Consider the following 13,563-nt stretch of genomic DNA (forward strand, 5'->3'; position numbering starts at 1 on the left):
ACGTCCCAGCGAAACGCCGAATGGCCCCGATCACTCGGGACCATTCGCATCAATCGACTCGTCAGAGCCGTTCGGCTTCGGTGTCCTTGCGGTAGCGGTTCAGGAAGCCGATCGCCCCGATGGCGGCCGCAGCGCCGAAGACCAGCGAGAAGACGATGTTGACGATCATCGCCCCGGCAAACATGCCGAATGCCATCGAGATGTAGAGCATCCAGAACAAGCGAAAAACGGAACCGGCGGCTACCAGCGCCAGGCTGACTCCGATCCACAGGCTCCACTGGCGGTCAACACGGTTGATCTGTGCCTGGATGCCGGCGGGGACGATGTTCATGTGCGGTCTTCCTTTCGTGGCGCGCCGCCTTGGTGGCGTCGTCGTTACACGAAGTACACAGATGCCGCTCCGCTACCGATCCCAAGAACTTCAGCAGCGCTGCAATTCAATGACCGGGATCACCCGGTCGGTCTTGGACTGATAACCGCCGAACCCCGGCGCCCGCTCGACAATCCGCGGGTATACGGCGTCGCGTTCGTCGTTCGTCAGTTCGCGAGCGCGCACGTCGTAGGCGTCGGTGCCGATCTCGATGTGAGCGACCGGGTTGGCGCGCAGGTTGTGTAACCATGCGGGGTCCACGTCGGCGCCAGCGTACGAACCGACGATCAGCAGCTTGCCGTCGATGTCGAATGTCATCACCGGGTTGATCCTCTGCTTGCCGGACTTGGCGCCGGTGGTGTGCAGCAACAACAGCGTGGCCCCTTCGAACGGACCACCGACCTTTCCGCCGTTCGCGCGGAACTCCTGGATAATCGCGGTGTTTCCAGAAACATCAGGACGATCAACCATGCTCGGGCACTCCTATCTGCGGATGATTCATCTCAGCCTGGAACATCCGATATTGCTCCGCGTGGCCGGGGCGGTGTCGGACCAGCAACCAGCCGACCGCCAGCAGCAGGAACCACGCCGGGAACCAGGCCAGCGCCACAGCGGTTTCCCGATCGGTCGACAACGTCCAGATGACGAATCCGAAGAAAGCCAGGATCGCCCAGCACATCACCACGCCGCCCGGCATCTGGTAGTGCGAATCGGCGTGCCGCCGGGGATGCCGCCGACGGTAGACCAGGTAACTGACCACGATCATCGCCCACACGAACATGAACAGCAGCGATGCGACCGTTGTGATGACCGTGAAGACGCCGATCACCGAACCACCCGCATAGAGCAGGGGAACCGACATCAGCAACAGGGGAGCGGTCAACAACACAGCGGACCCCGGCACACCACCGCGGTTGAGTCGGCGGAACATCGGCGGCGCGCTGCCCTCGTCAGCCAGACCGAATAGCATCCGGCCAGTGGAGAAAACCCCCGAGTTCGCCGATGAGGCCGCGGAGGTGATCACCACAAAGTTCACCAGTGACGCGGCGGCACCCAGACCGGCCAGAGCGAACATGGTGACGAAGGGCGACTCACCGCTGGCGAAGTGCCGCCAAGGCACCACGGCCAATATCGCCAGCAGCGCAGCGATGTAGAAGATCGCCACCCTCATCGGAACGGCATTGATCGCCCGCGGGAGGGTCCGATGTGGATCAGCGGTCTCCGCCGCCGCGGTGCCGACCAGTTCTACACCCACGAAAGCAAAGAACGCGATTTGAAAGCCGCCGACCATACCCATGAACCCGGTCGCGAAGAACCCGCCGTCCTGCCACAAATTCGCCACCGCTGCGCGGTCGCCGTGCGGCGAGACGAAGCCGGTGGCGACCAGGACGATGCCAACCACGATCAGCCCCAAGATCGCCGCGATCTTGATCAAGGAGAACCAGAACTCGATCTCCCCGAAATTGCGCACGCTGAAAAGGTTGACGGCCAACACCAGCAGGACGGTCACCAAGGCCGGGATCCAGTCGGGTAGATTCGGCCACCAATACTTGGAATAGCCTACGATCGCGACTATTTCGGCGATACCGGTGACAACCCAGGCGAACCAGTAGGACCACCCGATGAAGAAGCCGGCCGCCGGTCCCAACAGGTCGGCCGCGAAGTCGACGAACGACTTGTAGTTCAGGTTCGACAACAGCAATTCGCCCATCGCGCGCAGCACGAAAAACACGAAGAATCCGATAACCGCGTAGACCACGACGACCGCCGGCCCGGCCTGTGTGATCGTGCGTCCGGAGCCCATGAACAGGCCGGTACCGATCGCGCCGCCGATTGCGATCAGTTGGATCTGGCGATTGGACAGGTCGCGGTGCAGGTGGGGAACTGCGGCTGCGTCCTGCTCGTCAGCCGACATCGGGGGGCACCATGGTGATGAGATTAAGGGCAGCGTCGCCGGACTGCCCATACTTTCGCGCGATAACCGTCGACCCTGGGCGGATGGGCCAGCAGCCGCCTGTCGAGTTGTGCGGAATGCTGTTGCAACACCGCAACATTGGTGCTAAGCGAGGTATACCCCGCCCGAAGTGAGCACGTCACCCGCGGCCAGATCGCTCGTTGCGAGCGTGCGGAACAAGATGCCGATGTTGTCGCCCGTCGCAGCCGTGTCCAACTTCTTGCGGAAGGCCTCGATCGCATCGACTCGCACCGGGGGACCGTCGTTGATCCGTACTTGATCGCCAACGCTCAGCTGCCCGTACTCGACTCGGCCGGTCGCCACCGTGCCACGCCCTTTGATTGCGAAGACACCCTCAACGGTCATGCGGAACATGAGGGCACGCTAATCGATCAGCGTGGCGATTCGCACTATCGGCCTGCGGCTGCGCACTTCATCGGGTAACCCACCGGGTCTTGGGCGGGTCAGGACCGGTTGCGATCTGGGCGCCGGGTTGCCTCATCAGCACCGAAATCTACTCGTCCCCAACCAATTTCGTCGTCAATCACCCACCGGATACAGCTCGACGAACGGCGGTCTAGCAGGGGCTGTCGACGTCCTCAGCGTGGTAACCGTACGCTGACCCCGTGAGTTGGTTCGAACGAGTACGCAAGGCCAGCGCGGGCGAGCGGGTCAGCCGGGCCGACGAGCGGCAGGCCGCCGACACACTGGCCGAACTCACCGCGCTCAACAAGGAGCGGGAACGGCTGCTGCGCGACGGGATAGCGGGCGTCGCCACCATTGTGGGCATCCGCGAAAACGTCGCGACCACCTCGTTGGGCCGGTGGCACGAAGTCGAGCTGGACGTTCGACTGCCCGACAAGGACCCCTACCGCGCCACCCGCCGCGTGTCCCTGGAACTCTCGTCCGCCCCGCATATCACGGTTGACGCGCAGGTGCCGGTGCGCGTCGATCCAGACGACTTCGCCAACGTCCTGGTCGTCGCACCGCTCTGAGACCTACCCGTTGCGCACCGTCAGCCGGGAGAGCAGCACCTCCGCCAATTGCTCACCACGGTCCTCCTGCAGGAAGTGCGCTGCGCCCTCGATGCGCACCTGCTCGCCGGCCGTCGGGATCAGATCGCAGAACAACTGCCCCGCCCTGGGATAGGGAAAAATCGGGTCGGAGTCCGAAAAGGCAACGACCGCAGGCTTACTCCAGCGCGAGAGTTCATCACCGATTGCCTGCATCCGGTCAGCGCCCGGCGCGTCCTCGGTGATCGGAACGAGCAGTGGAAACTGAGCGGCCCCGGCCTTCGATTCGGTGGTGGGAAACGGCGCGTCATACGCGGCGACGACCTCATCGGACAGTTGGGTCGTGGTGGCGCCCTGGATGACGAAACCGACTGGCAGATCGGGGTTCTTCTCGGCAAAGTTGCGCCACGCCATGAAACCCTTGGACACGTGGCCGGTGAACAGTCCGGTGTTCATGATCATCAGCGCCCCCACCCGGTCGGCGTTCTCCGTCGCCCATCGCAGACCGATCGGGCCGCCCCAGTCCTGGACGACCGCGGTGGCATGGTGCAGGTCCAGAGCCCCCAGGACCTTGGCGATCAACTCGCTGTGGCGGTCGAAGGTGTACCACCGTCGGTCGGTCGGCTTGTCGGAGCGGCCGAAACCGACCAGGTCGGGCACGATCACTCGATGCCCGGCCGCGACCAGTGGTGGCAGCATCTTGCGGTAGAGGTAGGCCCAGCTGGGTTCGCCGTGGAAACACACGACGGGGACACCGTCGCGCGGCCCCTCGTCGAGGTAGTGCATCCGCAGCCCGTCGACCTCGAGATAGTTCGGCGCAAAGCCGTACCCCGGCAGGTCGGCGAAACGAGAATCGGGTGTGCGAAAAACCTCTGGGTTGGTCGAATTCATCGGCGGAGTCTCCATTCGTGGGCGAGCCGAATCTCACGGTAGATTATTTTTGACCGACCAGTCAACTATCACTTACGCTCACACCATGCCCCGCACCTCGGATGCCCGCGGCCGCATCGTGTCGACCGCCGCACGCCTGTTTCTCGAACGGAGCTATCACGACGTGGGTGTCGAGGAACTCTGCGCGGCGGCCGACGTCCGCAAGGGCAGCTTCTACCACTACTTCTCGTCGAAAGCCGACCTGGCCAAGGCGGTTGTGGACCTGCATCTTGCGGTGTTTCAGGCGCGGTTGACCGCGACCACGGAGGCCACCCCGGCTGCGCGACTCTCGGCTATTCCGGACGCGATCGCCGGTATCCAGTCGGGCTTGCACAGCCAGTTCGGCCGGTTCGTCGGCTGTCCGTTCGGCAACCTGGCCGCCGAGTTGTCAACCACGGATGAGGCGGTACGCAGCCACCTGGCCGCACGACTCGCGGCGTTGGAGGATCATCTCGCAGCCATCTGCCGAGACGCCGCGGCCGACGGCACGCTGCGCGCAGACGTCGATCCGGATCGACTTGCCCACGCCCTGTTCGCGCACTACCAGGGGTTAATCCTGCTCGCCAAGCTGCACGGCTCGGCGGTCTCCGATCTGGCACCGGCGCTACACGACTTCATAGGGGGTTACCTGAGCCGTCCGGCAGGGGATCGCAGCTAGGCGATTTTCACCATCAACTTGCCGACGTTCTTGCCGTCGAACAGCATGTTGATGGCCGTCGGCAACTGCTCGAAACCTTCGACTACGGTTTCCAGCGGTTTGAGCTTGCCGGCGCCGATCAACCCGGCGATCTCGCCGATCGCCTCCGGCGCACGACCGAAGTGATCCAGCACGATGAATCCCTGTACCGTGGCGCGCTGAATGAGCAGGTTGCCGAACGCCCGTGGGCCGGGCGGTGGGTCGGCCTCGTTGTAGCCGGAGATCAGGCCGCACAACGCGACGCGCGCGTTGATGTTCAGCCGGGCGAAGATGGCGTCCATGATCTGCCCGCCGACATTCTCGAAGTCGACGTCGATGCCGTCGGGGGTGGCCGCGACCAATTGGGCGTACCAGTCGTCAGCCTTATGGTCGACGGCGGCGTCGAAGCCGAGTTGCTCGGTCAGCAACGCACATTTATCCGGGCCGCCGGCGATCCCGACGACGCGCGCGCCGTCGGCCTTGGCCAGCTGGCCGGCCACTGAACCAACCGCGCCGGCCGCCGCCGAGACCACGACGGTCTCGCCCGGCTTGGGCTTGGCGATGTCGCGGATGCCGATCCAGGCGGTCAGTCCCGTCATGCCGAGCGCACCCATGTACGCGCTGGGCGACACCCCCTCGGCGACCTGGACCGGCATCAACGGGTTCTGGTCGGATGCCACCACATATTCCTGCCAGCCGAGCAGGCCCTGCACGATCTGACCCACCGGATAGTTCGAGTTGTTCGACGCGACCACCTCGCCGATACCGCCCGCCCGCATGACCTCGCCGATTCCGACGGGCGGGAGGTAGGTCGGCGCGTCGGTGATCCACATGCGGTTGGTCGGGTCCAGCGAAATCCAGTCGACACGGACGAGCGCCTCGCCTTCACCGATCTCAGGGACCGGCTCCTCGCTGAGCTCGAAGGTCGTGGGCCCGATGCGCCCGGTCGGACGTTCACGCAGGAGAAAGCGGCGGTTTCGGTCAGCCATGTGCGAACCGTACCCGACCGCGGATCGGCCCGATACGGCCGAACCGGCGCTGTCGGTAGCCGGTGCTATAACGCTCGTATGGCAGGCAACGAACACGTCATCACTCATGTTTCCGACACCGCGCGGTGGACGGCGTTGCACCGTGCCACCGAGTCCGCGCGGCCGGATGCCCTGTTCCACGACTCCCTCGCCGAGCGGCTCGCCGGCGAGCAAGGCCAGGCGATCGTGGCCCACGTCCCGCGGTCGACACGCAATGGCTGGTGGCTGGTCGCGCGCACGAAAATCATCGACGAGGCGATTCTGCGAGCAATCACCGACGGCTGCGACCGTGTGCTGAACCTTGCCGCGGGGCTGGACACCCGTCCCTATCGCTTGCCGTTGCCCACCAACCTCACCTGGGTGGAGGCCGACCTGCCCGCACTGTTGGAAGAGAAGACGCGACTGCTCGCCGACCAGGAACCCCGATGCCGGCTGACTCGGACCGCCGTCGACCTCGCCGACGCGAGTGCGCGCGACACCTTCCTCGACGAAGCTCTCGACGGAGCCGCTAAGGCGCTGGTGCTTACCGAGGGACTTCTGATGTACCTCGGTGAGGATGACGTCGTCGCGCTTTCCGGCGCGATCAAACGGCATGAGGTGTCCTGGTGGATGCTGGATTTCGCGGGTCCGGGCCTCAAACAGATGATGAATCGGAAGATGGCCGGCTTGTTGCAGAACGCACCGTTTAAATTCGCCCCCGAGAACGGCTTGGCGTACTTCGAAAACCTTGGTTGGCGCGTCGTGAACGCCGAATCGCTATTTTCCGCCGCGCGCCGTTTTCATCGCTTGCCGACGTTGATGCGTGCCACCGCCTGGCTACCGCAGCCCGATCCGCGCCGTCCCGGCCGAAGACCCTGGAGCGCAGTCACACTCCTGGCCCGGTGACACGGTGCGGGCGGTATGTGACGCAGGTCATCGTCCGGTTTCGAATTCACGGCAAATTCTCATCTTGGGACACGGTTAGGTCACAGCTTTGCTGGGCATCCTGAAGGAACAGAGCTGCAAACCACACGGTTGAAGCTTTTGCGCAGCAAGTCGGAGAGGAGTTGACAATCGTGGCGAAGCAATCAGAGGCTAACGTAATTTATCTCCAATCCCATCCGGTCTGGATGGCGGCGCACCGGCGAGAACGTCAAATCCACGAGGCGATGCGCCGGCATCCCGCATATATCGGCAGGCAGCGGGCGGCCGCCGCGGGCGGTTCGATTTCCGCTGGTCGTCGCAGCCTCGAGATGTACTCGACCGCTGACGCTCCTGCATAACGTTCCCGCACCGTAGTTCGGCCTATTCAACTCCCGATCCGATAGCTAATCGTCCGCGCGCGCCGCCACCGCACGCGGAACTTTGCTGCCCTATATTGCGAGCGTCGTCCCCCTATCCTGAGACGGACAATAAGGGGACCGCCATGTCACACCCACCTGCCACGACCCGGGCCGATTTCCCAGAGATCAGCTCGCGTGCCTGGGAACATCCCGCCGACCGGACCGCCCTGTCGGCGCTGCGCCGGCTCAAGGGCTTCGACCAGATGCTGAAGTTGCTCTCCGGGATGCTGCGCGAACGCCAACACCGCCTGCTGTACCTGGCCAGTGGCGCGCGGGTGGGCCCGCGCCAGTTCGCCGACCTCGACGCGTTGCTTCAGGAGTGCGTCGACGTCTTGGATGCGCCAAAAAAGCCCGAACTCTTCGTCACGCAGTCTCCGTTGGCCAATGCCTTCACGATCGGGATGGACCAGCCGTTCATCGTGATCACCTCCGGCCTGTATGACCTGATGACCCATGACGAGATGCGCTTTGTGGTGGGCCACGAACTCGGCCACGCGCTCTCCGGGCACGCGGTCTACCGCACGATGATGATGCACCTCATGCGCTTGGCGGGGTCATTCGGTTTCATGCCGATCGGTGGGTGGGCGTTACGCGCCATCGTGGCCGCGCTGCTGGAATGGCAACGCAAGTCGGAGCTGTCCGGCGACCGCGCCGGGTTGCTGTGCTGCCAAGACCTGGACACCGCGATACGGGTGGAGATGAAGCTCGCGGGCGGCAGTCGGTTGGACAAGCTGGACTCGCAGGCGTTCCTCGCTCAGGCGCGAGAGTACGAAAGGTCGGGGGACATGCGCGACGGCGTGCTCAAGCTGCTCAATCTGGAGCTGCAGACACACCCTTTCTCGGTGCTGCGGGCCGCCGCACTGACCCAGTGGGTGGACACCGGCGGTTACGCCAAAGTGCTGTCGGGGGAGTACCCGCGACGATCCGACGACGACGGCGCCTCGTTCGCCGATGACTTCAGCGAAGCCGCCCGGCACTACAAGGATGGTTTCGACCAGTCCGACGACCCGCTGATTCAGGGCATCCGCGACGGATTAGGTGGAATCGTCGACGGGGTCGGCCGGGCTGCGACGAATGCAGCCGATTCCTTGGGACGCAAAATCAGCGAGTGGCGGCAGAGACCCGAATAGGGCCCGGCTAGCGCGGAGGACTGGAGTCGACGTCGGCGGGTTCAGCGACCCAGGCGGCGAAGACCGGCACCCCGGCCCAGGGGTCGCGCCGGGCGCGACGCTTGCCGACGCTGGCCACCACGGCATATGGATGGCCGAAGCGCACTGTGGCGGTGCGCGACAAGCCGATTGGCATCATCGCACTGCGCAGCGAGACGGCGGTGACCGCGGCCGCTTCGAATCCCCAGCGGTTATAGCGAGCCACCGCCGATTGGCGAGCCTCGATATCCGGCACCGCCTGCAACGTCTCGGCAAGCGCCCGTCCCGCCGCGCCGAACCCGAGGCCGGGATCACTGGTCAGCTCGAGGTTCGACGACGCTTTCCACGCCGGCATCACCACCCGCACCTGATCGCCGCCCGGGCGACGGTCCTCGGTGATCGTCCAGAACGGACCGTCGCCCAGCGGTAGATCGGAGAGCAACTGGCGCCGCACCGTCGATCCGGTGGCTTGTCGCTGCGCGATATCGTGGGCTGCGGCAAGGACGGCCTCCGAGGAGGCGTCTTCGCGGGCGATGACCGACGTCACCTGCAGGTAGACGCCCCCGACGGCGGTGTGCACCGCGGTCGGACCCAATCCCGCGACGTCGGTGAGGTACCCGTCTACGCCGCTGAGCGCCTGAGCGACCTGGTTGCCCCAGGGTGAGCGTAATTCGGCGGCATCGGTGACGTCATAGGGCCGCAGCCAGGCGATACGAGTCGCCAGGGCGCTGGCAAGCACCGCCGTCATCTCCGACACGTCGACCGGGAAGCGATCGATCATTCCGTCGGTGTGATCGCGCGCCCATGCATCAGCCTGTGCCTGCGTCGGCACCGGTCCAGTTTCCACCGCGGCGGGCAGGGCGCCCGGCCACGATGGCACTCCCCACACTGCCAGCGCGCTGCGAATGACCTCCGGGATGTCGCCGAGCAACTCGTCCAATGCCCGTCGTGCGCTCCTGACGTCGACGCCCAGGATGTCTTCGAGATCTTTGCGGACGGGGCCTTTTGCCAGTGGGGCGGCCAGAGCCAGCAGCAACCAGGCCCCCAACGGGGAAGACACCGAGTGTCGGTCGGCATGCACCCGGCAGAAACGCTGGGCGTAACGCGTGATCAGCGGCCCCGGGGCGGCGGTCATGCCCGAACTGTAGTGGTTACCAGACCCGCACGTAGTCGACGAGCATCTGCGCGGGATAGTGGCCCGGTCCCGGGTCACCGCCGCCGGAACCGGCGACCGCCAGGTTGAGAATGGGGAACACCTGGTAACCGGGGTTATTGAACGGCCAGTCCGGTAGCGAGTTGGCCGCAACGGTGAAGTACGGTTGCGCGCCGTCGGTGTAGTCCTGCCAGAAACGCATTCCGGCGTCATCCCACTGCACCCGCCAGGTGTGCCATGCGCTGTCCAGGGCGATGTTGTGCGTCTTCCACTCCGAGCCGTTGGCCTTCGCATGGACGGTAGTCGCGGACGGCCAGCTGCCATTGCCGTACCACTCGACGATGTCGATTTCGCCCTGTGCGTCACTGGACAACCAGAACGCGGGCCAAGCACCCGGGGTGAGGCAATCAAACTTGATGCGGGCTTCCCAGGTGTGGCCGATGCCACCTTGCCAGGGACTGAAAACCTTGCCGCCGTAGTAAGTAGGGCCGTCTTTGGCGGCGCGGATGACGAGGTTGGAGTTCCCGTCGATGAAGACGTTCTGCCGGTCGTCGCGGTATTGCCCGACGTGCTCCGGGAGCTCCCAATAGGTCGGGTCCTTGATCGTCTCGCGCGCCTTCGACACCGTCCATTTCGCCGGGTCGGGGGCGGAGCCTGCCGGCCCGTCGAACTCGTCGTGGAACAGGTAGGGACCTGCCGCGCCGCTCGGAGCCGCACCGGCCGATGGAAGGGAGACTGCACCGATGGCGGCCGCACCGGTCATCAGGCCCGTCATCACAAGCATGCGGCGGCGATCAAATTCGAGCATTAGCAAGGGACCCTAGCAGCCACGACGAGGCCGGTGGAAATTCACAAGCCCTACCCGGCCGCCGGTGGCCTGGTCATGAAGGTCAGCCGGTGCCCGTACGCGGGCGTTTTGCGACCGTTGCCGGTATTGAAGAACTGCCCGAACGGTGGGGCCACCGGAGTGTTGCCCGCTGCACCCGTAGCTGTGGTTTCCAACGTCGCCGGAATCCCGGTGGCGTTGCTGATCACCGTCGCGCCCGGACCCGTCGCCGAGCCCACGGCGGAGGTCCAGCTGGCCGGCACCGACAATCCGCTGAGCGGAACCGCCCTGCCCAGACCTGCCGTCACACTTCCCACGTTCGTCCCAACGCTGGACGCCGCGGCGCCGGCGGCCTGAGCCGCGCCCTGAGCCGCCTTGGCCGCAGGCGCCAGGCCGTTCATGAAGTTGGTGATGGCGATCATGCCGCTGCTGGCCTGCCCGAACGCCTGCCCCGACTGGAATACCGCGGTGACGGCCGAGACGTAGGGCGAGAGGTACTTGCTGTAGAGCGGAACGAGGTCGTCCAACGGCGTGTTGGCGATGAGCCACTGGTCGATAGCGGTGCTGTTGATCGGCGTCGAGAGGGTCTTGAGCACATCGGCGACTCGGGGGTTGAGCTGCCCGGCCACGTTCATGATGTTGGTGAAAACGTTGTTGTACTGCCCTTTGAATGCCGCGACGGCCTGGTCGGCCAGCTGATAGGGTTCGGCCACCTCGGCCGGCTCGGGCAACTCCCCGAACTGGGTCGCCGCCGCGGCGCTACCGGCGTAGTTGTACATCGCCGCGGCGTCCTGGGCCCAGAATTCGGCGTACATCGCCTCGGTCGCCGCGATCGCCGGGGTGTTCTGCCCGAGGATGTTGGTGGCGACCAGTACCGCCAGCAGCGCGCGGTTCGCGGCGATCACGGGCGGCGGGACCGAGGCCGCGAACGCGGCCTCATAGGCGGCGGCCGCTGCAAAGGCTTGACTTCCCGCCTGCTCGGCTTCGACCGCACTGCTGTCCAGGAAGACGACGAAGGGAGTCGCCGCCGCCAGCATCGACACCGACGCGGGGCCCAGCCATGGCCCGCTGGTCAGCTCGGAAATCACCAGCCGATGGCCGGACGCTGCGGTTTGCAGGTCAGCCGCCAGTCCACTCCATGCCGCCGCGGCGGCAAGCATTGGCCCCGCCCCCGGACCCGTATAGATGCGGCCCGAATTAACCTCGGGCGGCAACGCCCCGTAATCCACCATTGCTTCGCGTAGCGGCCGTCAGCCGGCGGCTGGGGGCTTGGCCATGACCGAAGGCTTGAAACCGTAGGTCGGCTGATTGCGGCCGTAACCGCCGTTGAAGAACTGCCCGAACGGCGGCGCCATCGGAAAGCTGTTGCCCTCGGCGGCCGCCGGGATCGCGGTGGCGATCCCCGGATTGGTGGTGGCCTGCCACGGCACCCAGTTCGCCGGCGCTGACAAGCCGCCGATCGGAATCGCCTTGCCCAAACCCGCTGCCACGCCTCCGAGATTGCCGGCGGCACCGGCCGCGGCCTGCCCGGCGCTGGCCGCGGCCGCGCCCGCGGCCGACGCAGCGCCTTCAGCCGCCTTGGCCGCTGAGGCCGCCGGCTTCGCGAAGTTCGCCATGGCGGTCAGACCATTGCTGACCTGGCCGAAAGACTGCGTCGACTGGATCATCGCGGCGAGCGAGTTGACGTAGGGAGAGAGGTACTTGCTGTACAACGCGACCACGTCGTCCAACGGCGTATTCGCCACCAGGAACTGGTCGATCGCGGTGCCGTTGATCGGGCTGGACAACGTCTTCAGCACATCGGAGACCCTGGGGTTGATCTGCGACGCCACATTCATCACGTTGGTATAGCCGGTGTTGTACTGCGCTTTGAAGACTGCGATGGCCTGGTCGGCCAACCCCATGGGATCCACTACCTCAGCCGGTGCGGGCAACTCCGATAGTTTGGTGGCGGCCGCAGCACTGCCGGCGTAGGTGTACATCGCCCCGGAATCCTGGGCCCAGAATTCGGCGTACTGGGCCTCGAGGGTGGAGATCGCCGAACTGTTCTGCCCGAGCAGGTTAGAGGCGATCAGCTCCTGCACCAAGGCACGGTTGGCCGCGATCAGTGGGGGAGGAACGCTCGCGGCAAAGGCTGTTTCATACGCGTTCACCGCAGCGGTCGCCTGGCTTGCCGCCTGCGCAGCCTGCTCGGCACTGTTTTCCAGCCAGGTGAGGAACGGACTGACGCTGGCAGTCAACGAAGCGGCTGCCGGTCCCAGCCACGGACCGCTGGTCAATGCGGTGATCACCGACCGATGACCCGACGCAGCCTCCTGGAGGTCGGCGGCCAGCCCGCTCCATGCAGCGGCAGCGGCAAGCAACGAGCCCGCCCCCGGGCCGGCGTAAATCAGCCCGGAGTTGATCTCGGGCGGCAACAGGCCGTAGTCAGCCATTGGCGTCTATTCCCCTAACCTCTTGTGACTGCTCAGACCGAAGCCGCGTTGGCCGCTTCAGTCGCTGCGTAGGAACCAGCGCTCGTCCCGAGCGTCGCGGCCAGCGCCGCCTGAATCTGGGCTGCCTTGGCCTGCAATTCCTGGAAACGTGCGGCGTGCGTGGCGAACTGGGCTGCCGTCAGGATCGACACCTCGTCAGCCGCGGCGGGCACGACGCCGGTCGTAGGGGCGGCGGCAGCGGCATTGCCCACGTTCAAAGCCGCACCGAGCGACTGCAGGTTGCTGGCCGCAGCTGCCAGGTGCTCTGGATAAGTGCGTACGAAAGACATAGTCTCCTCCGAACAAGCTGTGGGGTCGGCTCTCACACGTCAACGTGTTGCCGTTGTCTCGTACGGTATTGACCGTTCCATGGCGGGTTCAATGCGGCTAACCCCACCGAATGGACGCTGATCTTGATGTTTAGCCAACATTCACCTTGATTTTTAGTCACACCAACTTCATAGGATCTGCGCAGCATCTGTGTAGTAAGGGGCCGCATAATCGCCGCACTCACGACGCGCCAACCGCCCAGCGCCGCCTCGGTGTAGGGGTGGGCCCTACCGGGATGCTCGTCCGGATACTGTCGATAGAGCGAAAAGATCTGTCTAACAATGCATTTCCCATAGCGCGGGCGTCGCGGGTCGGCCCTCTCGTCCGCAGCTGCCCATC

At 65.2% G+C, this 13,563-nt stretch carries 15 protein-coding genes; 4 read left to right on the top strand and 11 right to left on the bottom strand.

The features are described from left to right. Positions 1-61: 61 nt before the first annotated feature. From JX552_RS16665 to JX552_RS16680, 4 genes are all read right to left on the bottom strand, one after another. Positions 62-331, bottom strand: coding sequence for a hypothetical protein (locus JX552_RS16665; protein WP_205873162.1), 270 nt, complete (start codon positions 329-331; stop codon positions 62-64). 90 nt (positions 332-421) lie between these two features. Further along, the gene (locus JX552_RS16670) at positions 422-841 is read right to left on the bottom strand and encodes a nitroreductase family deazaflavin-dependent oxidoreductase (protein WP_205873163.1); all 420 of its coding nucleotides are present in this window, start codon (positions 839-841) and stop codon (positions 422-424) included. Next, positions 834-2,285, bottom strand: coding sequence for an amino acid permease (locus JX552_RS16675; RefSeq protein ID WP_205873164.1), 1,452 nt, complete (start codon positions 2,283-2,285; stop codon positions 834-836). Before JX552_RS16675 ends, JX552_RS16670 begins: the two co-directional genes overlap by 8 nt. A 144-nt stretch (positions 2,286-2,429) precedes the next feature. Then, positions 2,430-2,699: an EF-Tu/IF-2/RF-3 family GTPase gene (locus JX552_RS16680; protein WP_205873165.1), complete on the bottom strand. Its 270-nt coding sequence runs from the start codon at positions 2,697-2,699 to the stop codon at positions 2,430-2,432. Between the two features lie 251 nt (positions 2,700-2,950). Here JX552_RS16680 and JX552_RS16685 point away from each other — a divergent pair, with 251 nt between their 5' ends. Then, a complete protein-coding gene (locus JX552_RS16685) occupies positions 2,951-3,319 on the top strand; it encodes a hypothetical protein (protein ID WP_205873166.1) in 369 nt (122 codons plus the stop codon). 3 nt (positions 3,320-3,322) lie between these two features. Here JX552_RS16685 and JX552_RS16690 read toward each other — a convergent pair whose 3' ends face one another. After that, a complete protein-coding gene (locus JX552_RS16690) occupies positions 3,323-4,228 on the bottom strand; it encodes a haloalkane dehalogenase (RefSeq protein ID WP_205873167.1) in 906 nt (301 codons plus the stop codon). Between the two features lie 85 nt (positions 4,229-4,313). Here JX552_RS16690 and JX552_RS16695 point away from each other — a divergent pair, with 85 nt between their 5' ends. Continuing rightward, a complete protein-coding gene (locus tag JX552_RS16695; protein ID WP_205873168.1) occupies positions 4,314-4,925 on the top strand; it encodes a TetR/AcrR family transcriptional regulator in 612 nt (203 codons plus the stop codon). On the opposite strand, the gene JX552_RS16700 is transcribed toward JX552_RS16695, so the two are convergent. Further along, complete coding sequence (locus tag JX552_RS16700) at positions 4,922-5,932, bottom strand: NADP-dependent oxidoreductase (RefSeq protein ID WP_205873169.1); 1,011 nt, start codon at positions 5,930-5,932, stop codon at positions 4,922-4,924. The two genes, JX552_RS16695 and JX552_RS16700, sit on opposite strands and share 4 nt — an antisense overlap. Positions 5,933-6,010: 78 nt before the next feature. On the opposite strand from JX552_RS16700, the gene JX552_RS16705 reads away from it, so the two are divergent. Next, complete coding sequence (locus tag JX552_RS16705) at positions 6,011-6,856, top strand: class I SAM-dependent methyltransferase (RefSeq protein WP_205873170.1); 846 nt, start codon at positions 6,011-6,013, stop codon at positions 6,854-6,856. A 520-nt stretch (positions 6,857-7,376) separates the two neighbouring features. Next, positions 7,377-8,423 carry a M48 family metallopeptidase gene (locus JX552_RS16710; protein ID WP_205873171.1) on the top strand — a complete coding sequence of 349 codons (1,047 nt, stop codon included), beginning with the start codon at positions 7,377-7,379 and terminating at the stop codon, positions 8,421-8,423. Positions 8,424-8,430: 7 nt separating this feature from the next. Here JX552_RS16710 and JX552_RS16715 read toward each other — a convergent pair whose 3' ends face one another. The 5 genes from JX552_RS16715 to JX552_RS16735 are packed head-to-tail and all read right to left on the bottom strand — an operon-like array spanning position 8,431 to position 13,184. Then, the gene (locus tag JX552_RS16715) at positions 8,431-9,576 is read right to left on the bottom strand and encodes a hypothetical protein (RefSeq protein ID WP_205873172.1); all 1,146 of its coding nucleotides are present in this window, start codon (positions 9,574-9,576) and stop codon (positions 8,431-8,433) included. Between the two features lie 16 nt (positions 9,577-9,592). Further along, a complete protein-coding gene (locus tag JX552_RS16720; protein ID WP_205873173.1) occupies positions 9,593-10,402 on the bottom strand; it encodes a glycoside hydrolase family 16 protein in 810 nt (269 codons plus the stop codon). A gap of 50 nt (positions 10,403-10,452) precedes the next feature. Continuing rightward, a complete protein-coding gene (locus JX552_RS16725; protein WP_241010591.1) occupies positions 10,453-11,652 on the bottom strand; it encodes a PPE family protein in 1,200 nt (399 codons plus the stop codon). Positions 11,653-11,670: 18 nt separating this feature from the next. Beyond that, on the bottom strand, positions 11,671-12,855 hold the full coding sequence (locus tag JX552_RS16730; RefSeq protein WP_205873174.1) for a PPE family protein: 1,185 nt from the start codon (positions 12,853-12,855) through the stop codon (positions 11,671-11,673). A 32-nt stretch (positions 12,856-12,887) separates the two neighbouring features. Next, positions 12,888-13,184 (bottom strand): PE family protein, encoded by a 297-nt coding sequence (locus tag JX552_RS16735; protein WP_205873175.1) that lies wholly within the window; start codon positions 13,182-13,184, stop codon positions 12,888-12,890. Positions 13,185-13,563 lie beyond the last annotated feature (379 nt).

It is taken from the genome of Mycobacterium gordonae (genome assembly GCF_017086405.1).
Lineage (GTDB): Bacteria > Actinomycetota > Actinomycetes > Mycobacteriales > Mycobacteriaceae > Mycobacterium > Mycobacterium gordonae_D.